The sequence below is a fragment of the Companilactobacillus nuruki genome (assembly GCF_002872255.1).
Classification (GTDB): Bacteria; Bacillota; Bacilli; order Lactobacillales; family Lactobacillaceae; genus Companilactobacillus; species Companilactobacillus nuruki.
Genome location: NZ_NIPR01000064.1, coordinates 78,317 through 100,008 on the forward strand (window position 1 = coordinate 78,317; position 21,692 = coordinate 100,008).

20 protein-coding genes and 1 tRNA gene are annotated in these 21,692 nt (G+C 34.4%); 10 read left to right on the plus strand and 11 right to left on the minus strand.

The window, feature by feature from the left end:
- Nucleotides 1–75 precede the first annotated feature (75 nt).
- From CBP76_RS12795 to glyA, 4 genes are all read left to right on the plus strand, one after another.
- Nucleotides 76–624 (plus strand): LemA family protein, encoded by a 549-nt coding sequence (locus tag CBP76_RS12795; protein ID WP_102197249.1) that lies wholly within the window; start codon nt 76–78, stop codon nt 622–624.
- 12 nt (nt 625–636) lie between these two features.
- Nucleotides 637–1,542: a zinc metalloprotease HtpX gene (htpX, locus tag CBP76_RS12800; protein ID WP_102197250.1), complete on the plus strand. Its 906-nt coding sequence runs from the start codon at nt 637–639 to the stop codon at nt 1,540–1,542.
- Nucleotides 1,543–1,806: 264 nt separating this feature from the next.
- Nucleotides 1,807–2,619, plus strand: coding sequence for a DNA/RNA non-specific endonuclease (locus CBP76_RS12805; protein ID WP_102197251.1), 813 nt, complete (start codon nt 1,807–1,809; stop codon nt 2,617–2,619).
- Nucleotides 2,620–2,623: 4 nt separating this feature from the next.
- The gene (gene glyA, locus CBP76_RS12810) at nt 2,624–3,862 is read left to right on the plus strand and encodes a serine hydroxymethyltransferase (RefSeq protein ID WP_102197252.1); all 1,239 of its coding nucleotides are present in this window, start codon (nt 2,624–2,626) and stop codon (nt 3,860–3,862) included.
- 186 nt (nt 3,863–4,048) lie between these two features.
- Here glyA and yjeM read toward each other — a convergent pair whose 3' ends face one another.
- Genes yjeM through CBP76_RS12825 form a run of 3 tightly spaced genes read right to left on the minus strand, consistent with a single transcriptional unit; the run spans nt 4,049 to nt 7,383 of the window.
- Nucleotides 4,049–5,578 (minus strand): glutamate/gamma-aminobutyrate family transporter YjeM, encoded by a 1,530-nt coding sequence (gene yjeM, locus CBP76_RS12815; RefSeq protein WP_102197253.1) that lies wholly within the window; start codon nt 5,576–5,578, stop codon nt 4,049–4,051.
- 38 nt (nt 5,579–5,616) lie between these two features.
- Complete coding sequence (locus CBP76_RS12820; RefSeq protein WP_102197254.1) at nt 5,617–7,047, minus strand: C69 family dipeptidase; 1,431 nt, start codon at nt 7,045–7,047, stop codon at nt 5,617–5,619.
- A 9-nt stretch (nt 7,048–7,056) separates the two neighbouring features.
- A complete protein-coding gene (locus CBP76_RS12825; RefSeq protein ID WP_102197255.1) occupies nt 7,057–7,383 on the minus strand; it encodes a heavy metal-binding domain-containing protein in 327 nt (108 codons plus the stop codon).
- Nucleotides 7,384–7,722: 339 nt separating this feature from the next.
- Between CBP76_RS12825 and CBP76_RS12830 the strand changes: the two genes are divergently transcribed.
- Nucleotides 7,723–8,667 (plus strand): hypothetical protein, encoded by a 945-nt coding sequence (locus CBP76_RS12830; RefSeq protein WP_102197256.1) that lies wholly within the window; start codon nt 7,723–7,725, stop codon nt 8,665–8,667.
- 238 nt (nt 8,668–8,905) lie between these two features.
- Here the strand turns inward: CBP76_RS12830 and CBP76_RS12835 are convergent.
- Nucleotides 8,906–8,977: transfer RNA gene (locus CBP76_RS12835), tRNA-Gln, on the minus strand.
- A gap of 332 nt (nt 8,978–9,309) precedes the next feature.
- Nucleotides 9,310–9,573 (minus strand): hypothetical protein, encoded by a 264-nt coding sequence (locus tag CBP76_RS12840; protein ID WP_102197257.1) that lies wholly within the window; start codon nt 9,571–9,573, stop codon nt 9,310–9,312.
- 214 nt (nt 9,574–9,787) lie between these two features.
- Between CBP76_RS12840 and CBP76_RS12845 the strand changes: the two genes are divergently transcribed.
- The 4 genes from CBP76_RS12845 (at nt 9,788) to CBP76_RS12860 (ending at nt 15,117) form a co-directional block, all read left to right on the plus strand.
- Nucleotides 9,788–10,762 carry a hypothetical protein gene (locus tag CBP76_RS12845; protein WP_245865804.1) on the plus strand — a complete coding sequence of 325 codons (975 nt, stop codon included), beginning with the start codon at nt 9,788–9,790 and terminating at the stop codon, nt 10,760–10,762.
- 307 nt (nt 10,763–11,069) lie between these two features.
- A complete protein-coding gene (locus CBP76_RS12850) occupies nt 11,070–12,425 on the plus strand; it encodes a purine-cytosine permease family protein (RefSeq protein WP_174683330.1) in 1,356 nt (451 codons plus the stop codon).
- A 24-nt stretch (nt 12,426–12,449) separates the two neighbouring features.
- The gene (locus CBP76_RS12855) at nt 12,450–13,562 is read left to right on the plus strand and encodes an S-methyl thiohydantoin desulfurase family protein (RefSeq protein WP_102197259.1); all 1,113 of its coding nucleotides are present in this window, start codon (nt 12,450–12,452) and stop codon (nt 13,560–13,562) included.
- 1 nt (nt 13,563) lies between these two features.
- The gene (locus CBP76_RS12860; RefSeq protein ID WP_102197260.1) at nt 13,564–15,117 is read left to right on the plus strand and encodes an ROK family protein; all 1,554 of its coding nucleotides are present in this window, start codon (nt 13,564–13,566) and stop codon (nt 15,115–15,117) included.
- A 130-nt stretch (nt 15,118–15,247) separates the two neighbouring features.
- Here CBP76_RS12860 and CBP76_RS12865 read toward each other — a convergent pair whose 3' ends face one another.
- The 3 genes from CBP76_RS12865 to CBP76_RS12875 all read right to left on the minus strand — a co-directional run bounded on the left by CBP76_RS12865 (nt 15,248) and on the right by CBP76_RS12875 (nt 19,207).
- A complete protein-coding gene (locus CBP76_RS12865; protein ID WP_102197261.1) occupies nt 15,248–16,159 on the minus strand; it encodes a LysR family transcriptional regulator in 912 nt (303 codons plus the stop codon).
- Nucleotides 16,160–16,243: 84 nt separating this feature from the next.
- Nucleotides 16,244–18,004 (minus strand): CocE/NonD family hydrolase, encoded by a 1,761-nt coding sequence (locus tag CBP76_RS12870; RefSeq protein WP_102197262.1) that lies wholly within the window; start codon nt 18,002–18,004, stop codon nt 16,244–16,246.
- A gap of 171 nt (nt 18,005–18,175) precedes the next feature.
- On the minus strand, nt 18,176–19,207 hold the full coding sequence (locus tag CBP76_RS12875) for an SDR family oxidoreductase (protein ID WP_102197263.1): 1,032 nt from the start codon (nt 19,205–19,207) through the stop codon (nt 18,176–18,178).
- A 129-nt stretch (nt 19,208–19,336) separates the two neighbouring features.
- Between CBP76_RS12875 and CBP76_RS12880 the strand changes: the two genes are divergently transcribed.
- Entirely contained in the window at nt 19,337–19,909 is a 573-nt protein-coding gene (locus CBP76_RS12880) for a TetR/AcrR family transcriptional regulator (protein WP_102197264.1), read from the plus strand.
- A gap of 113 nt (nt 19,910–20,022) precedes the next feature.
- On the opposite strand, the gene CBP76_RS13275 is transcribed toward CBP76_RS12880, so the two are convergent.
- The 3 genes from CBP76_RS13275 to CBP76_RS12890 all read right to left on the minus strand — a co-directional run bounded on the left by CBP76_RS13275 (nt 20,023) and on the right by CBP76_RS12890 (nt 21,586).
- Nucleotides 20,023–20,163, minus strand: coding sequence for a hypothetical protein (locus CBP76_RS13275; RefSeq protein ID WP_166667280.1), 141 nt, complete (start codon nt 20,161–20,163; stop codon nt 20,023–20,025).
- A gap of 12 nt (nt 20,164–20,175) precedes the next feature.
- Complete coding sequence (locus CBP76_RS12885) at nt 20,176–20,421, minus strand: GlsB/YeaQ/YmgE family stress response membrane protein (protein ID WP_102197265.1); 246 nt, start codon at nt 20,419–20,421, stop codon at nt 20,176–20,178.
- Nucleotides 20,422–20,590: 169 nt separating this feature from the next.
- Complete coding sequence (locus CBP76_RS12890) at nt 20,591–21,586, minus strand: tRNA dihydrouridine synthase (RefSeq protein ID WP_102197266.1); 996 nt, start codon at nt 21,584–21,586, stop codon at nt 20,591–20,593.
- Nucleotides 21,587–21,692 lie beyond the last annotated feature (106 nt).

Sequence of the window (21,692 nt, forward strand, 5' to 3'; positions counted from 1 at the left end):
TAATGTTGCTTAGCTTTATACTACCTAACTGGCATTATGTTAAAATAAAGCCATTAAGAAATAAAGGAGATTTACATGAAAACATTAATAATAATCGCTATTATCGCAGTGATAATTATCGCCTATGCTGGTATGTACAATAGCTTGGTTAAATATCGCAACCGTGCCCGCGAGTTCAGTTCTCAAATCGATGTTCAATTGAAACGCCGGACCGACTTAATTCCTAACTTGGTTGAAACCGTTAAGGGATATGCCAAACACGAAAAAGAGACTTTGGCAAATGTCGTTGAATTAAGAAATAACGTTACTAATGCTAACTCTCTCCAAGATAAAGTTGATGCTGACAATGCATTGACTGGTGCATTACGTCAAGTTTTTGCTTTAGCTGAAAATTACCCTGATTTAAAGGCAAATCAGGAATTCTCCCAATTAATGGAAGAACTATCAAACACCGAAAATAAAGTATCTTATGCGCGCCAAGCATATAACAGTCAAGTACAGGCTTACGACACAGCCATCCAAACATTTCCACGTAACATCATCGCTGGCATCCATGGATTCAAGGAAATGAACTTCCTACAAATTCCAGATGTTGATAAAGAAGCTCCTAAGGTTAAGTTTTAATAGAGGCCTTATATGATTTACGAACAAATTGATCGTAATAAACGTAAAACTTACTTGATATTTTTTATTTTCTTCGTATTACTGGCCGCCATTGGTAGCTTCTTAGGAATTTATTTTTTTGATAATATCTATTCTGGTATTATCATCGCTCTAGTTATTGCCATTGTTTATACATTGATTACTTATTTCCAATCTACTAGTATAGTAATGCAAATGAATGGCGCAAAAAAGTTAAATTCCGCTAAAGATGCACCTAATCTTTGGCATATTGTCGAAGATTTGGCCATGGTAGCTGATATTCCTTTACCCGATATTTATATTATCAATGATTCTAGTCCTAATGCATTTGCAACTGGACGCGATCCGCAACATGCAGCTGTTGCTGTAACTAGTGGTTTGTACGAAATGATGAATCGTGAAGAACTTGAAGGAGTTTTGGCTCATGAAATATCTCACGTCAGAAACTATGACATCAGAGTTTCAACCATCTCTGTAGCATTATCTTCGGCTATTATCTTGATTTGTTCAATTTTAGGAAATGCTTATCGCTGGTTTATTCCTATGAATGATAATGATCGTGATAATAATAATGGTGCTATTCGTATAGTTTTGTGGTTAATAGGCCTAATCTTTGCTATTATCGGTCCTATGATTGCTACCTTAGTTCAAATGGCAATCTCACGAAACCGCGAATATCTAGCTGATGTTTCAGGTGCCGAATTGACTCGAAATCCTCAAGGATTGATTAATGCCTTAGAGAAATTAAAAAAAAGCACTAAACCCATGCGACGGGTTGATGATGCAAGTGCAGCTTTATATATTGATGATCCTAATAAGAAGAAACATTTTTCTGGATTATTTGATACTCATCCACCTTTGGATGATCGTATTGCTGCCCTAAAGAAAACTTTTGAATAATTACGACATAGTCTATGTAATAAAGCCTGCCTAGTAGCTACTTCAATAGTTATTAGACAGGCTTTATTTTTTGATCTTATTTTTATTATTAATTAATATGCACTATTTCAAATCCATTATTACTTTCTTTATAGATTTTTAATCCAATAATGTATATACGAATAAAAGTTGATGTTTTCAAGTATATAGTTCTAGATTTCTGAAAATTTATGATAAAATCTTAAGTGGAGATTTCATTAGTCTTCACAGTGAGGGGAAATTTTTATGTATATGTTATTACTGATCGTTTTGGGTGCAATTGTGTTGTTTACTACCTTCATGATTAAACCAAAACGTAAAATTCATCGACGATTGGTTTCATTAGGACTTCTGTTAATTGCCGTAGGTGGTTCGGGAGTTTACGAATCCTATCAAAATAATAACTTGGGTACAGGTGATAATCCTAGACAGGTCGAAAAGAGTAAAACCTCTTCCACAATCAATTTGTCTAATCTAAATTATCAAGGTACTCAAGAAATTGAAGTCAATAACAATACGCCTACTTTCACAAAATCCGAACTAAACATCTCGAATGGTCCTTGGCAACAATTTGCTGACTTGGACAATCTTAATCGAGTTGTACAAGCAGATGCCTTATTGAGTAAAAGCTTAATGCCCACACAAAAACGTGAGCCGCTTTATGTCAATCCAACAGGCTGGCGCAACAAGAAGATTCAAGGTGGTTGGCTATATAATCGATCACATCTAATTGGTTATCAATTGACCGGACAAAATAATAATCTGAAAAACTTGATGACTGGTACTCGTTCCTTGAACTCTCCCGAAATGCTTAAGCATGAGAATGACATTGCTTACTACCTCAAGCAAAACCCTAATAATTATATTAGGTATCGAGTCAAACCGATATTTCGTGGTAATGAGCTAGTCGCTCGTGGAGTGCAAATGATGGCTGAATCTTTAGATAACAATGGACAGCCTGATAACAGAGTTACCTTCAATGTTTATATTTTTAACATTGAAAAGGGTGTGAAAATTAATTATAGCGATGGTACTAGTGTAGTTAATAATAATTATTGAGGAGATGGTCGTAGTGCAATACAGTACAGGTGATAAAGCAATCTTTGATTTAATCAAAAAAGAAGAGGAACGACAAAATAGAAATATTGAGTTAATTGCTTCTGAAAATATTGTTTCTGACAACGTTAGAAACGCTCAGGGCTCCGTTTTAACTAATAAATATGCTGAAGGTTATCCTGGCCACCGTTATTATGGTGGTTGTGAATATATCGATCAGGTTGAACAAATTGCCATTGATCGTGCTAAAGAGCTATTTAACGCAGAATACGTCAATGTTCAACCACATTCTGGTTCTCAAGCTAACGCTGCAGCTTATCAAGCTGTTCTAAAACCAGGAGATTCAGTACTTGGTATGGATTTGAATGCTGGTGGTCATTTGACTCACGGCTCAAAAGTCAACTTCTCTGGTAAAATGTACCAATTCCATTCATATGGCGTTAATGATGATGGTCTAATTGACTATGATGATGTTCAAAAAATTGCTGAAGAAACTAAGCCCAAACTAATCGTAGCTGGTGCTTCTGCTTACAGTCGTATCATTGACTTCAAAAGGTTTAGAGAGATTGCTGATTCAGTTGACGCATATCTAATGGTTGATATGGCGCACATTGCCGGATTAGTTGCTGTTGGTCTACACCCTACTCCAGTTGGGGTTGCTGACATTGTTACTACAACTACTCACAAAACGTTAAGAGGACCTCGTGGTGGTATGATTCTTGCCAAAGCTGAATTGGGTAAAAAAATTAATTCAGCTGTTTTCCCAGGAAACCAAGGTGGCCCATTAGAACATGTTATTGCAGCTAAAGCCGTTGCCTTCGGTGAAGATCTTCAACCCGAATTCAAAACTTATATGGAACAAGTAGTTAAGAATGCCGCTGCCATGGCTAAAGTAATTAATGATGCTGATAACCTTTCAGTTTTAACTGGTGGTACAGATAATCATTTATTAAATGTTGTTTTAACTGACTCCGGTCTCAATGGTATGGAAGTTCAAAACTTACTTGATTCAATTCATATAACAACTAACAAGGAAGCAATTCCTAATGATCCATTGCCTCCTAAATTAACATCTGGCTTGCGCCTAGGTTCTCCTGCTATTACATCAAGAGGATTTGATGAAGAGGATTGTGAAGAGGTAGCACGTATTATTGTTGATGCTATTAAGTATCATGATGATCCTGAAAAGCTTCAAGAATTAGATGCACGTACTAAAGCTTTAACTGATAAACATCCAGTTGAATAAAAATCAACTTAAAAAGTATTGAAATAGCCCCTTTAGTTTGGCTTTACGTCCAAACTAAAGGGGCTATATTTATGTTTAAATTCGATTTTGATTTGAGACTCACAACGATTTTCACAGAATATATTTAATTTTTTCAAAAAAATAAAGCTAATCTTATTATTAAAAATAAAATTAACTTTATTTTTACTACTTAGTAGCTTCAGCACCAACACTAACTTTACTATGATCTTTATGTTCATATCTATAGTATAAAATGAATCCGACAAGCCCAAAGACAACTGGTCCAAGGATTGTCCAAAGAGCATCTGTATACGCGCCTTCCATAATTGGTTGAAGCAATGTAAAGATAATTGCGAAAGCTAAAACTAAGAAAACGATTGTGGTTACAGTCCACATAATCTTCTTATTCTTATAGAATAAATATGGTTTTTCAATATCCTTATTCATATTAAAGAATGGATATGCACCAACTAAGAATAAATATGGGACTGTTGTTGAAACATTAGCCATCAATGTCAAAACATTGTACAAGGCCTTAGCATTTTTACCACCCATATCAACAATTAGGATAAGGACAATAACAACAATAGCTTGAACCCACATTGCATATGCGGGCATACCATGTTTATTTAATTTAGTAACCTTTGCAGGCCAGAAATCCTTTGGTGTTCCCATAACAAAAGATTTTAATGGTGAATAAATCAAAACAAAGAACGCACCCATATAAAGGATGAACATATCGAATCCAGTAAAACGTGCCAACCATTCACCAAGTGTAATAGCAGCGGCACTGCCTAAACCAATATGTGTACCAAATGTATAACCAAGATTACTCATCATAACGTAAGTAATATTACCCAAGTTAACATTTCCCTTTGAAACAACGGAACTCCAGTTGGCGCTCATAGCCCAACATAAAATAGTCAATGAGTAAAGCAAAGTGATAACTCCCGCGGAAATTAAAACACCACGTGGAAAATCACGTTTAGGATTCTTCATACTATCTGTAACACCACCAACAGATTCCATACCACCATATGCAAAAATAGCATAAACGATAAATGAAACCATTCCTAGTGGTGACGCAAAGGCTGGATTAGCCGAATGGATAAACGTATTTAATCCATGGATTGGTTCTGCGGTGTGAAAACCTGACATAAACAAAACGGCTAAACTTAAAAGAAAGAAAATACCGTTCAAAGCAATAGTCATGATACCACCAAAACTTGAAACTTTAGAAATTTTATCCATACCTTGAGTAGCGGTATAAGTAACAAAAATAATCCAAAGAACAGCTAAGATACCAATAACTTGTGTGGCACTCAATCCAAACATACCCCATGTTTGAGTTGTATCATGACCAGCAAACATAGTTGACAGTGGAATCCAAACCTTTGAGGAGGTTGAAACTAACCAGACCTCCCATGAAGCTAACCACATAAAAGTACCAATGAAAGCCCACTTTGCACCTACGGCTCCATCGATCCATGAATAAATTCCACCTTTTGCTTCATTAAAAGCAGAACCATACTCTGCCATCATAAATCCTACTGGAAGAAAGAAGAAAATAGCAGCAAATACATACCAAACAATACTTGCTAATCCCATCTGTTCATATGCAACAGTTGTATTAGCGAATCCAAAGATTGCCGTAAAGATCATCATAATTAAACCAAATAATGTGATTGTCTTTTTCGGCGCATTACCATCATTCATTTTTAAAACCCCTCATTTAATTTTCAATGTACGAATTCTTATAAATTCATATCTGTCTTGAAGTTTAGAGGTGAAAAATCAGTCGAGTCCGTAATTAATTGAGCAATCAGCTCTTTATAGCTATCAAGTGAAACTTTAGCTATTTCAAATGAAGCCTTCGTTAAATAATTAGGTAATTTATCATCATCTGTGCTCAAGGCCTCTTTATCGAAATCTTTCAACTTCTTACGAAGTGTGATATTGATGTCCTTTTGCTTGGCTTGGAAATCCTTTCCAAGTTCTTTGTAATGGCCGTCTAATAAAACACCGGCTAATTTATAAGTCCAATAGGCTGACTTAGAGTCGTATGGTAGCTCACCTAGCTTGTACTCTTCAGGAGTATCAGTCATTCCCATATAAAACGGAACATAGATACTTTGAGAAGCTACACCCATGGCTAACCATTGAACACAAGCGATTTTAGGCTTCATATTAGGTCTAATTTGTAAAACATGTGACTCCTGAGTCTTAGCCAAGCTAATTGGACGATAACGCTTATTATTTACTGAATCATTCAAAGGATCAAATTCAGTCTTCTGATAATGAGAAGCCAAATAATCTTGCGCATCATCAACACTTAACAAGCGATTAGCCTTTTTAATAAAAGCTAAATCTTCACTTTCTGGACTTTCATCAGTTGCACCTGAGAACTGCTGTTGTCCCCACCAAACACGTGGCGTGCTGTAAATCTCATCAGACAAATCATGTGTTCCAAAAATTTCTCTGAAGTTAAAACTATCAGGCTTAGCATTCAAATGATTATCATCGACAAAATTTTTAATATCTTTATGATACAAGAAATTATTTTCATCGTTAAAATCAATTTCTTGAATAGCTAACTGATTGGCTACTACAGCGTAACAATCATCGGGGATACGCTGAGCAACCCAGTAGTGGCCTGATCCACTTTCGAAATACCATACCTCATCCTTATCAGAGAACAATACCCCATTAGTTTCACAGGTTCCATAATCTTCAATAATTTTTCCTAAACGTAACACGCCTTCCCTAGCGGTTTTAACATAAGGCAAAACTACTGTAATCATGGCTTCTTCGCCAATACCATTTTTAACAAGAGGATCAACGCCTAATACACGTTGGTTTGAATACGCACTTTCCGTTGCACTCATTCCAACGCCATACTCGTTGAAACCATCCTCTTCAAATAATCCTTCTTTAAAGGTCCATTCAGGAGTTGCAGAATATTTATAGCGAATTTTAGGCAGATCCATTTGAAAGTCATTGGCTTTAGAAACAAATTTTTGATTATCAACAAATTCTTTATGTCCATGTATAACAAAATGCTTAGGCCATGAAGGCATTGCATCTTCGTTTCTACCAATGATAGTCGAGCCATCAATCGTAGCCTTCTTACCAATTAAAATACTCGTACAAGCAGATAAAGAACTCTTATTATATTCTAATGCCATTTAATCACCTTACTTAAATTTTACTGCGGTACCATACGCTGCAACTGTTTCCATGTCAGCACTGATAGAGTCTGAATCAAAACGCATCATCACTACTGCATCAGCACCCATATCCAAAGCATTTTGACGCAAACGGTCAATTGCAATGTCACGAGCCTCAGTTAATAGTTCTGTGTAAGCTTTGATTTCACCACCAACAATGTTTTTGAATCCAGCACCGATATTTTTAACGACATTTTTTGATTGAGTTGTTAAACCAAAAACCTCACCAATAATCTCGTATTCACGACCTGGAACATGTTCAGTTGTAGTTACTAATATCTCGCCTTTCTCCATTGGTTCACCTCACAAAAATAATTATTTCACTCCATTAAATAATGTAACACATTCTTCCTTAGATATGGATGTATCTGGATATAAATTTTAATGAATATTAGAAATTATAATTTATTGGCGAAGGCCTATGGTTGTAAGGGCTTTTATCAGAGATTTGGATATTAAAAAATCGGCAAAGATAATTTTCTTTGCCGATTTCTCATTTTTAATATTGAATATATCAAAATGGTATTGTTTTTTTAATTTTTGAATGTCTAATAAAAATTAATACACCTCAATTATTACTACATCCCTTTCTGATATAATTAAAGCGATAAATATATCGTTTTAGGAGAAATTATGAATAGAGAAAGTAGAGTTATTAGAAATAAAAAGCCCTTTTATAAAAAATGGTGGGTATGGTTGATTGGCATGTTTTTGATACTAATGATTATTAATCCACTTAATCCAAAACTCCAAAAGAAAGTTCCAAATAAACCCTTTCTTGAACTAAATTCATCTAACGAATATAAGCCTGCTGGCGATGGTTATTATTGGATGTATCATATAAGCTTCAGTTTACCTAGAGAAACATATTATAAAATTGACGATAATAAATACTCTCAGAATCCAACTACAAAAAAAGGTACCGGGAACATGAAAGAAGAATTATTGGAATATTCCAATGGATTATCAGACAATTCAAATATTAATGAAGCCTATATGAATAGTGGAACTGTAAAGATTACATATTGGAAGAAAGGGTCTTCCACAAAATATATAAAAAGAATAAAACTAAAAAAGCCAACTAAAAAACAAACTTTGAAGCAACAAGGGATAGTTAAAAAACTAGATAACGAAAGTACCCAAGTAAAGCAAAATAATAATAACTCTCAAAGTACAGAATCAAATTCAATGAATAACGATAAAACAACAATCAGCTCTATGACTGTATATGGTGAATTGAGCTTGTCGGATGTTAATGAAAATAAATTAGGCGATTTCACAGAAAAATCTCCCTTAAACTATGTACATATTTCAGCTCCAAATAATATTATAAAAAGTGTACGTTTAGATCTCATTAAAACCCCTATTTTATTGTCAGATACTGAAAGTCTTAAAGAATATTATTCCGAGTATATGGAAAAAGATTCACAACAAATAGAAAGCTTAAACGATACTGACTTTGTTTTCCATTCTAATAAAATTGACAAAGATTATGAGGTTAAGTATCAGGCAAATACTGAAGGTGAATTGGACGGAAAAGTATCCGTAAAACAGATATTTATAAGCGAATATTCCTAGGAAAATCAATATTAATACTATTTGCATTTTGTTTAAATTAAATCTCAATTTGAATTTGATCAGTTCAAATACTTTTTTAGTTTATAGCTAGATTCATTCTTCACAAAATTTAGAAAAAAAAGAAACCGCAAAGAAGTATTCAAATTACGTAAACTTCTAAGACGGGCACTATCACGGGTACCCATTCGGTTTCTATCAGTTAAAAGCTTGATATAACAAGCTTTCTGTGAGTATTGTATTGGGCATATTGGGTTCGAACCAATAAATTGCGGATTCAGAGTCCGCTGCCTTACCATTTGGCGAATGCCCATTAACAGTAAAATGTTATAAAAAAATAAGCACAATGTCAAGCACAATATAACAATTTAATACCGTTAACTAAATAAAAGGTCTTAAAAAACCATCCAGTTTATCAAGACAATCACAATTACACTTGTACATATCTTCAAATTATGACGATTTCTAATGGAAACAATGATCTCCTTGTCTCCATTAAGCAATTTCATTCTTACAGGCCAAAATACCCTAACCACATATAGCAATGATATCAAAAATAATAATATCTCTAATAAAAATAAAGTCTTCATTTCAAAACAAAAAAATCATTTCAATCTTACTTGAAATGATTTTTTACTATTCATACTACTTATCTGTACTTAAAACTTTCGCTACTCTATCCAACGACTCAAAAACATCATTATTCAATAGCTCCATAATTGGACTTAATCTTGCAAACTCATAAGCTAAAATATTCTTATTAATTTGCTGGTCATTGGAACGCCTCAATTGAAGATTATAATCCATTAAAGCATCAATTTTTATCTTTGAATCATCAAGCTCACTCAAAATATCATCTATCTTATCAGCATCATATTCTTTTGTAAGCTCGTTGGTTGCGTCTGCCATGAAAATATACTCCTTTTTTGTTTATAAGTTTAAATCAATAATTCATATTTATATTCTTGGTATACCTCATATGATAACTGGTTTTTCTAAAAAAGATAGTCTATTGTCCAAATCGTATATTCGATAATTACATAAATTCAACATAAATATTATGATAAAGCTTATCAAACTTTTACTGGCAATAAACTTTGTCATTTTCAGAAAGTACTAATTTATGTTAAGCTTATTTAGTTTTGCTAAAGCATCAGTATTAAAAGGAGAGACTAACCACCACATGCAATTGAATACTATTGAAAAACGCAACTATTTAATCGGATTTTCATTAATTATTTTCATGGTTGCAACAGCTACATTTCTAAATGATTTCGAAATTATCCTACCTGAGATCGGCGCTTTAACCGCTGGAACTTGGATCTATCAAAATGACGGATGGATTAATCAGCCAACTAAAATATTTCTAGCCCCTTCTGGAACAGCTATCATTGGTTTTCTGATTAATCAGTTAAAAATAAATTACGCTCAAAAGGTTCTATTAGGGCTTTTATTGATGCTAATCTTATTAAAAGTTCTTAAATCAAACCTGGCTCCATCTTTTGCCACTGGATTGCTACCAATTATTATCAACGCAACACATTGGTCATTTATTATTGCAATACTAATATTTACATCTATTCTAATGATTGGTGTACTAGTTCAAGGCGGCTATAAACAAACCGTCCCCAGTACTTCAATTAAAAAACATCATATGTTGGTTTTTACAATTATGGCTGCCGTTTGGGTTGGAACTGTTTGGTTCTTTGGTTTTTCCCAAATGGCTGCTATTCCACCCGTAATGGTTGTCTTTTTCGAAGTTCTGCAAAAGCCAAATTATAATTGGCGCATGGCTTGTAAACATTTTATTGCCTTAGTAGGGGCAGCAACTATTGGTGTATTAATACACTTAATATTTTCTTCATGGCTACTATCAGCTCTAATTGCACTTCCTTTAGTATTTTTACTATTACAGATATTAAAAATTAAACTACCCGCCGCATTTGCTTTTCCATTATTAGCCTTGGTTCTACCTAAGAATATGTTCCATATGTTGCCAATAACAGCCATTTTGGCAACAACTTTCTTCTTAGGTTCAATGGTACTATTTAAAAAAATTGTATCGATTAACCAAACATCATCCAATTTTAATAATTAATGAACTTGGCCAACGATTATATATTTTATAATCGTTGGCTATTTTTATACATTTTTAGTCTAATTATTAAAATACATTTAAATTATTAGCTGTAATTTAATTTAATGTTTTTTTATAAAATAGCAGGAATTGTTCCCACTTTTAAGAGCAAATGCTATTATATCAATCTTTTTTTAAATATTTCATTGCATATTCACAAATTTTCTGCTAATGTTCTCTAATATAAATTTAATATTTCTAATGTGATTTTAATCTTGTTCTAAGACAACTATACGCACATTACCTATGTTTTTAGGAGGATTTTAATATGGATTTAGATAAAGACGATGCTACAACTACCATTGTAGAAACTCCACAAAATAGTGAAGGAACATTTGATGATTATTCAACTCAACGTGTTCCCGATTCTGAAAGAGATCCAATGTGGAAAATATTAATGGTTCAAATTGGCGGCTTTGTTTGTTTAAGCCAATTTATGTTAGGTGCAGAACTTGGATACGGGATGTCTTTTAGAGATGCTGTACTTTCAACAGTAATCGGCAGTGTTATTTTGCAATTCATTGCTTATGGATTAGGTCTTGCCGGCCAACGTGAAGGTCTAGCAACTAGCTTACTTTCAAAATGGTCAGGATTTGGAACTATTGGATCGGCTGTAGTTGGATTAACCTTTGCTATCAGTTTAATTGGTTGGTTTGGTATTCAAAATTCAGTCTTTGCCCAAGGAATCGTTTCTATCATTGGAAAAAATGCTAATTTTGGAATTGTGTCAACTATTACTGGTCTAGTAGTTACGCTTTCAGTAATTTTTGGATTTAAAGGATTAAGTTGGACTACTAATATATCTGTTCCCGCTTTTTTAATTGTTTTGGGCGTTGCTATTTACAATATGATGAAAGGTCATACGATTGCAGGACTTGTTACTATGGCGGCTCCTGGTGCAGCCATGAGCTTGAGTTCGGCTATCACAATGGTAACTGGTAATTTCATCGTTGGTGCAATTATTATGCCTGATTTAACCCGTCGTTCAAGAAATGGTCGCGATGTTTTCTGGATTTGTGTTATTGGTACTTTAGTAGGCGAACTCGGGGTCAATGTAATTGGAGTTCTAATGGCACATGCTGTTGGTACAAGTAAAATCATGCCTATCATCTATCAACTAACTGGACTCTTTGGTATCGCTTTGATTGTTCTTTCATCAGTCAAAGTCAATGATCTAAATCTTTACTCTGCTAGTCTTGATATCGTCAACTTTTTCAAACAAGTATTTCATGTCAACCTTAACCGCGCATGGGTTACTGTTGTTGCTGGTTGTTTAGGTACCTTTTTATCCGTTATTGGTGTGATTGACAAATTTTCATCATTCCTAACAGTTTTGGGAGTTGTCTTTCCTCCAGTTGCTTCAATTATGTTTGTTGACTATTGGATTCTTAAACGTGATAGAAAATCTTTAGATGAGAGTCATAACCGGGGAACTTTACCAGCTGATACCGAAAAATTCCCTATTGTAACAATAGTTGCATGGGTCGGGGGTTCCCTAATCGGATATTTCTTCACTTGGGGTATTCAGTCTATTACCGTAATTATTGCTTCCGGTTTAATTTATTACGTTGGAATGAAGCTTTTCGACAAAAAAAGTACCAAATCAACAATTGAGCTTAAATAATTAATAACGAAAGAGACGATGAAATTGAGTAGAAAATTATATGCAGAAGACATTAATCAAATCGCAACCGGTGCAGCCTTATTAGGTGCTGGCGGTGGTGGTAATCCATACATCGGAAAATTAATGGCTCTATCAATGATTAAGAAAAATGGGCCAGTAACATTGTTATCACCTGAAGAAGCCCCTGATGAAGAATTATTTGTTTCAGCTTCCGGAATTGGAGCCCCAGCCGTTTCCATGGAAAAGTTCCCTAATGGTAGTGAATTTAGACGCTCATTTGAAATGATGGAAAGTTATTATGGCAAAAAAATCTATGGTACTTTTCCAATTGAGGCAGGAGGAATAAATTCAATGATGCCTATCGTTGCGGCTAGTGATATGAATATGCCTATTGTTGATGCCGATGGTATGGGAAGAGCTTTTCCCGAGTTACAGATGTCTACCTTTGTTCTAGCTGGACATTCAGTTACACCAATGGTGCTAACTGATGAGCGTGGAAATACCAGTTTGATAAACACTATTGATCCAGTTTGGGCAGAAAAAATCGGTCGTAACGTAACAGTTCAAATGGGTGCTACTGCCACCAGTGCTAGTGACGGATTAACTGGAAAAGAATTACGCGAGGCAGGCGTTCTCGGAATTATGACAAAGAGCCAAAAAATAGGAACCTTGATTCAACACGCAAACGAATTTGACTCAGTAGATCAGGCACTCCTTGAACTACTGAAGATCACTAATGGATTTAGATTGTTCACTGGGAAAATTACTGACATAGAGCATACAACCAAAGGCGGATTCAATTTTGGTGAAACTATCATTCATGGCTTAAATGAAGATTCAGAATCCACTGGTCAAATTTCTTTTCAAAATGAAAATATTATTTTCAAAGTCAACGACAAAGTTCTAGCTACCGCACCTGATTTAATCACTATGGTAGACGTTGATACCTTGCAACCCGTAACAAACGAGGAAATAAAATATGGTAAAAGGGTTCACGTTTTAGGCTTACCTGCCAATGACAAATGGCGAACTCCAGCTGGAATCAAATCTGTGGGACCAAGATACTTCAAATATGATGTCGATTACGTTCCTATCGAAACCAGATATAAAAATTTTGTTGAAGAAAAAGGTGAATAAATTGTATAAATTAGGTATCGATGTTGGTGGAACTAATACAGATGCAGTGATCTTAGATAGTAATTTAAAAGTTATTTCAAATATTAAAACTCATACAACAAAAGACATTGAATCAGGTATTAACAATGCCATTCATCAAGTTATTGAACAAAGTCAAATTGATGTACAAAATATTACCGAAGCAATGTTGGGCACTACTCAAGCTACAAATGCCATTGTTGAAAGACAAAAATTGGGCAAAGTTGGCGTAATTAGAATCGGTTACCCGGCTACCGCTTCAATCTTGCCATACACTGAATGGCCTAGTGATATTACAAAAATTTTATCAAATACTTTTTCATTAGTGCATGGTGGGTATGAATTCAACGGCGACGAAATTACTCCTTTTCAAGAAGATGAAGTAAAAGATATTTTACAAAGTTGGCAAGGAAAAGTTGATGGCATTGCCGTTATAGGAGTTTTCTCTTCCATAAATAATGATCAAGAGCAAAAAGTTAAACAACTAGCCGAAAAAATTTTAGGACCGGATATCCCAGTCTCATGTTCCTCCACAATAGGTTCAATCGGGCTGATAGGTAGAGAGAATGCTACTATTTTAAATACGGCATTATTTAAAGTAATTAAATTAGTTACTGATGGTTTTCTCAATGCTTTGAAACAGGAAGGGATTACAAATGCCAAACAATATCTTTGTCAAAATGATGGTACGTTAATGTCTATGGAATATGCTAAAAGCCACCCCATACTAACCATCGGTAGTGGTCCTACTAACAGTATCCGTGGAGCAGCCTATTTATCTAAACAAGAAAATGCTCTGGTGTTAGATATTGGTGGCACTACATCTGATATTGGAGTTCTAGTTAACGGCTTTCCTCGTGAATCATCTAAATCAGTCACTGTTGGAGGCATTCAAACTAACTTTAGAATGCCAGATATACTATCAGTCGGTTTAGGCGGAGGCAGTATTGTTCGAGAAAACTCGGATGGAACTATCACAGTCGGACCTGATAGTGTTGGTTATGAGATCACTGAGAAAGCTAAAGTATTTGGTGGTGATGTTTTAACTACCACCGATATAGCAGTCAAATTAGGTATGTGTCAGATTGGAGACCCATCATTACTTTCATCAATAAGTGACGATGTTGCTCAACATGCAATGACAATTATCACCCAAATCTTGGAAGATGCCATTGATAGAATGAAAACAAGTTCTAAGGACGTACCTGTAATTTTGGTTGGAGGCGGCGCTATAATTTCACCTAATCATCTTAAAGGAGTCGCCCAAATTTACACTGACAAATTTGGGGGTGTCGCCAATGCTATCGGAGCAACAATCGCACAAATCGGTGGTGAGTATGAAAAGGTCTATCAATATGTAGACACTCCAAGAACCGATGCAATTAAGGATGCTGAATTACAAGCTAATCAACAAGCAGTCAATGCTGGTGCTGTTGAGGATACTATCGAAACAGTTTCAATTGAAGAAATCCCCTTATCCTATGCTCCTGGTGATACAACTAGGGTCAAAGTTAAGGTCGTTGGTAGTAATCATTAGCTTAAGATAAAATTTTTTAGAATATTCAAATAAGACGACAACTTAAAATTAAGTTGTCGTCTTATTTGACTTAATTTGAAAAACTATACTTTGTTTCAATTCTCCGTTGTATATTTATATCATTCTCAAGTTATATCTCAGATGTTTTCTCATCAATTAGATATAAATTCAGTTTTTGAAGAAATTGATTCTTATTATTTTTATTAATTACACTAAGAATATCTTGCTTCTCCTCAGAATTATCCAAATCCACTATTTTAATATGATATTCTCTTTCTAATGTTCCATTATTCATCCCAGAGTACAAAAATGCCAATCCTTTTCCTAGTCCGACCATAGATAATCCCTGGTCTAAGTCCTTAACATAATGATCTGCTTTCAAATTAAAACCATTTTGTAGTCCCTGATTAATGACATAATCAACAATTACGGGTGATTGTTGTCTTTCTAATAAGATAAATGATTCTTCTTTAAGTTCAGAGAAATATACTTTCTTTTTCTTAGATAATTTATGATCAACTGGTAACGCGATTTGTAGATGATTTTTCATAAACAATTCTTTTTTTAGATTTTTTTGCGATTGAAAATAAGATGATATACAAAACACCAAATCATAATGTCCATCCAAAATCCCGTTAGTTAAATTCATTGGGGTATCTTGATTCATTATAAATTGAACATTGGGATAATTCTTTCCAAACCTTCTCAAAATTTCATACATTTTTCCCATATTAAAATTAGGTAGATAACCTATTTTTAATATAGCTGGTTGTAAATCGGACACTTTTTCATCATCAAACATATGTGATAAACGTTGAACTCTTTTTAAAATATCTGTGGCTTCAGCAAAAAATTTTTCACCTTTATTTGATAAAATAACTGAATGACTTTTTCGAATAAAAAGCACGACTCCAAGTTCCGCTTCTAATTCTTGTATTTGCCTACTGAGAGTTGGTTGTGACACAAATAATTTATCCGCGGCTTTTGTAAAACTTTTTTCAGTAGCTACAGCTACGAAATGATTCAACGTTGATAATTTCAAACCTATTAACTCCATTCTAAAAAAATATGTTTGTAGTAACTTCTTGATAAAGTTACTACAAACATATTCATTCAACAAGTAATACTATTTAGACAATAATGGCAATTGTAAATATGACGCATATTTACCACCTGTATGTAAAATATGGATTCCTTTATTATCAGGCGTACACCCAGGAGTACCAGGCATCACTGACCCAAGTTCATCTTTCGAACTAACCACAACCCTTAAAGTATCACCAGCATTATATGATAATCCCATTGGACTTAATATTATATCTAAAGCAATTACTTCATTTTTATCAATCTTTTCAATACGATCAAAAGTATATGACGGGATTTCCTCGGTTGATATTTGATCATCCAAATGCCGCATTGAAGCTCTCAGTCGTCCCCATGAACCTTTATAGCGTAAGGCCGAAGCACCTTCTTGTGTAAAGTCTTGCAGAGCAGCTCCATGATTTGGGACAACAAATTCACTTAGAACATTTCCTATTTTATCTAACTTTTGTACCCATACAAAAACATCCATATCATCATAACCTGCACATTGCATGAATAGTTTGGCTTTTGGGTATCCAACAAATTGAGTATCTTTATTGAAAATCATTTGAAATGAAGTTCTTCCAGGTAAACCACCGGCCTGATATTTAACCTCAAAATCTTCTTTTAATGGACTTTCATCTAAAGTTCTCGATTTTCCATTCATATAATATTTAACAGATTGAGCATTTGCTGGTGGAAATGATGTTGCCGAAATGTCATTTTGATTTTTACCTTTAAAATCAATTAGACTATATCTTACTTTAGACGTCTTGTTCCAGCCATTATCCTTATTCAATAAATAATAATCGAAAAATCGTCTCAATTCTTCAGTATTATCCTTATTATAATAATATGGCCATTCTTGACGATCATGTATTCTCAACCATTTTTCCTTTGACCCCAGAGTTCTCCAGGCACGAAATGTCCCCATTGTATGCAATGTATTAGAATAACTGGCTATAACAAATGCTGGAATTTTTATTTTACTTGGATCAGCAATTTTATCCTTCCAGATATCAGCATCTGCTAAAGGTTCAGAATGCATTTCTTTAACTAAGTCTTCCCTTTTAGCTCCTATTGCAGAAACATGATTAACAGACAATCTGCCAATAAAGTTTTCATCAGGTATACCACCAATAAACGCTAAATCTCGGTATGCATCAGAAAGTCCCTCAGTTGGATTAATACAAGTCAAATGAGGAGGCATTTCAGCAGCAATGTACCATTGTGACCAAGCTAAATATGAGGTTCCAGTTAACGCAGTTTTTTCATTGGACCAAGATTGAGATGCAATCCATTCAATTAAATCATAACCATCTTGTGCCTCTTGAGAACCTAGCATAGTAGTATTTCCCTCACTATGTGCTATTCCACGCATATCTGGATTACAAACCGCATAGCCATGTTCTACCCAATATGCTGGATCAGGCGCCTCAAACTTAGTCAAACCTGAATTCCATTCTTCTCCCATACCTAGCATATTAAAAAGATTGATATATCGTGGTGCCGTACCAGCACTCTTTCCATATGGACTCCAAGCTATTAGAGTCGGAAACTTCTCCCCACTCGTAGGCATGAAAATATCGGTATATATCGTAACACCATCACGTAATTTAACAGGAACATCTTTCAACATTTTTATATCACAAGACAAGGGTTTAAACCCTTCAGAAATCTGATGTCCTTTTTCTAAAATCATTTCTTTAGTTTCAAAAGGACTAAGTACACCATGTTCTCTACCATCATCAATATATTCAAACGATGGACTAAATTTCATTTTTTCAGTAATCTTCACAGTCATATGTATTACCTCCAATTAATTGTGCTTATCTTTTAAGCACTTCGAAGTATACAAGGACGTATAAATTAAGTACAATTGCTATTTTGCATTAATAATATTTCAAATATATGTTATCCATTTTCTGAATATCATCTTTTACAAAAAGCAATGTAAATCCAATCAAATTCTCACTTACTTTACAATACCCAAATCAATCATAGATTGAGCAGTTGCAATAATGGCCGTTTTGGCAGGCCTAGGATTCCACCCCAAAATTGTTTTAGCCTTTTTATTACTTGTTTGAGCATAACCTCCAACAATTGAAGCTATCATGCGTAGCTTGGGATTGCCGATTGCCGCAGCTTTAATAACCGAGTTTGGAATTAATTTGGTTGGTAAGTTATCAGCATATTTTGGAAAGGCACCTCTTAAAATATCTGCAACATCCATCATTGAAAGTGTTTCCCCAGTTGTTGCTAAGAATCGTTCACCATTGGCTTTCTCAGATGTCATAGCTAAAATATGAAGACTAGCCACATCACGTACATCCACATATCCTGAATCAACCTTAGGTAATGCCTTGATTTTACCTTCAAGCATCTCTTGAATCTGAATATTTGAATGTGAATATTTAGCTGATAATACAGGACCCATTACTCCTACCGGATTAACAGCCGCAAGTTCTAATCCATCACCCTCGTTTTTTACAAAATCCCAAGCGGCCATTTCTGACATCGTCTTGGATTTTTGATATGGATGTACATTCTTTGCTTCCAAATTAGACCAATCTTTTTCAGTATATGGTGTAGTTCTATTCTTATGTCCCGCAAAGATTGCACCATATGCAGATGTTAAGACTACACGTTTAATTCCATTATCACGAGCAGATTTCAAAACTCTCAAAACTCCGCCGACTGCGGGACGAATCATTTCATCTTCATTTTTAAAATTCAATTTGGGGGTTGGTGAAGCTACATGTATTACATAAGTAGCACCAGTCATAGTCTCTTCCCAATTACTATCCGCAGACAAATCAACAATTGAAAATGATAGGTCCGATAAATCTTTGATCCCACCATTCATCAGCATTTCCTTAACTACAGCTTCTTTATCTTCAGACCTAACAGTTGTTCTAACCGCATACCCTTGTTGTAAAAGTTGCAAAATAATATGTACAGCAATAAAACCACTACCACCAGTTACTACAACTAATTGTTTTTTCATAATCTTAATATCTCCTTATTTTTCATCAGCTAACGTTTCACTTGTAACGTTCATGTGTTGTATATTAATATCAACATGAAAGATTCTCAAGTAAACTAAGAGCATCTGTGACAAAAAGGAGAAAGTGTAATGGCAGCTACCGAACATTCCCAACAAATTAAGCAGGATTCAATGGATTATTTAATTACCGCACTATTAGATATGCTCCAAACTAAAAATCTTAACGAAATATCAATTACTCAAGTAGTCAAAAAAGCCGGCGTTAGTCGAATGGCCTTTTATCGTAATTTTCAAACATTAGAAGACATTCTGATAGCCTATTACAAACCCAAAATAGATTCTGAATTTAATATTATTATCAATAGAGTTCCTCAAGATAAAAAATTGAACGCTTTAGGACAATTCTTTGCTGAAATGGCCAATCCAATGAAACTAGCTGCCAAAAGAAACTATGAATTTATTATTCAAAATATTTTTAATGATAATATTACTAATTTCTATGATAAGGTCATGAACTGGAATAACTTTTCCAATATTCAAAAAAAATACTGGACTAGCTTTATGAGCGCTGGTGTCTATGCTATTTGGCGAGAATGGTTGAATAGCGGTCAAAATGAATCATTAAATGATATTCATATATTAATTTCTGATTTTCAAGTATCTACTTTGAAAGCATTGACTGAACAAATTATAAAAAAATAAAATATAGCTTTTTATACTTAAACAAATAAACCCTAGTAATCAAAGTTCGATTACTAGGGTTTATTTGACTTAATAATTGAAAGCCGAACATTCTTGTTCCACTTTCTTACTCTTTATTGATAAATTTTATCTTGTAGTTTATCGCCGGTCTTATCGATTTTTTTAGCAGCAAAAACTGTCCCACCGACTAAAAATCCGCCAACGATTAATGTACTTACCATCATAAACTTAAAAATAGATTTAAGCATTTTCATATATTTTCACCTCTACGATAATCTTTTAACAACAAATGAGACAACTACAACTAAAATAATGGCTCCAATTAGAGAAGGAAAAATTGCCATCCCGGCCAATTGAGGACCCCATGAACCAAGGATTCCTTCACCAAGACTTGAACCAATAATACCTGCAAGAATATTGCTGATCCATCCCATTGATTTACCATTATTAGTTATTGCTCCAGCAATCGCCCCAATAATCGCACCTACAATCAAAACCCATAACCAATGCATATTAATTTCCTCCTTATTTTCTTATATATTTATATTAATAAATTCCGAAGAAATACGCACTAAATATGCTGTTATATAATATAGAGTAGTAAAAATCTCAATTATTTCACGTAAAAAAGGCCGTCTGATGACTATTAAAATAGTTGTCGGACAGCCTTTTTTCGATTTTTTATTCACCGGGATCAATTTTATCAACAATTTTTCTTGCTTCATCAGTAGTCTTAGTCTGCATCAAATCATTTCTTATAGCAGAAGCACCCTTCATACCTCGTACATAGATTTTGAAAAATCTCTGTAATGGCGCAAAGTGTCCAGGAATACCTTTAGCTACAAATTGATCGTACAAGTCTAGTTGATACCTCAAGAGATTTAATAATTCATGACTAGAATGTTCTTTAGGCACACTTTCAAAAGCATAGGGATTCATGAAGATTCCTCGACCAATCATGATTCCATCAACACCTGGATGATCCTTTGCTAATTGAATACCAGCCTGATAGTCAGCAATATCACCATTTATTTGTAACAACGTATCAGGGGCATATGCATCACGCATTTGTACCAATTGATCAATCAATTCATAATGTGCAGGTACTTTACTCATCTCTTCACGAGTTCTCACATGAACTGTCAAAACCGGAACTTGTTGTTTCAATAAAAATGGAATCCAAGTTTCAAATTCCTCAATTTCGCTATAACCAATTCTAGTCTTTACACTTACAGGTAAGTCAGCTTGACGGGCTCCTTCAATAATTTCTTTAGTAGTATCAAAATGACGAATCAAATCACTACCACTATGATTCTTAATAACCGCTATATCAGGACACCCTGTATTAATATCAATAGCTTCATATCCCTGTTTTTTAACCTCTTTAGCAGCTTTAGAAAAATCTTCACCATTATTCCCCCACAATTGCACAATGGGCTTGGGATCTTCTTTAGGGTCAATATATAATCTGCCCTTTGTCGTTTCCTTTGCTAAGGGATGAGTAATACTCAACGCATTAGTGAATTCTGTATAAAAAACATCTGGTGTAGCGGCCTTCATTACTACTCTACGAAAAACAGAACCCGTAACAGCCTCCATTGGTGCTAAGCTAAAAAACGGACGATTTTCACTTTTGGCCTTATTTGCGATGCGATTCCAGTATGTTGACTGGGTCACGATCTCACTTCCAATCACAATTAATTCAATCTTTTAAACTATAACGATTATCAGTAAGTTAATGCAAGTATTATTTCTCAATCTCTATTAAAAATGCCCAAGCAAA